Origin of the sequence: Streptomyces sp. NRRL S-646, from assembly GCF_000720765.1 — a bacterium.
Classification (GTDB): domain Bacteria; phylum Actinomycetota; class Actinomycetes; order Streptomycetales; family Streptomycetaceae; genus Streptomyces.
The window spans coordinates 1-274 of the sequence record NZ_JODC01000124.1 but is presented as its reverse complement, the minus strand read 5'-3'; the positions used below and the strand labels follow the sequence as shown (position 1 = coordinate 274).

The following is a 274-nucleotide window of genomic DNA, read 5'->3' as shown; positions in this document are numbered from 1 at the left end:
GAGCGCGGCGCCGCCGAGGATGACCGGGAAGTCGGCGGCCAGGCCGCGCTGGTTGAGCTCCTCCAGGTTCTCCTTCATGATCACCGTGGACTTGACCAGCAGCCCGGACATGCCGATCACGTCGGCGCGGTGCTCGGCGGCGGCCTCCAGGATCGCCGAGACGGGCTGCTTGATGCCGAGGTTGACGACGTTGTAGCCGTTGTTGGACAGGATGATGTCGACGAGGTTCTTGCCGATGTCGTGCACGTCGCCGCGCACGGTGGCCAGCACGATG

General features: G+C 66.8%; 1 protein-coding gene. It reads right to left on the bottom strand.

What is annotated here, in order from left to right; all coding sequences use genetic code 11:
- Positions 1-274: cobalamin-dependent protein (locus IH68_RS51470; RefSeq protein WP_037886785.1), on the bottom strand; the 274-nt coding region annotated here is incomplete at both ends.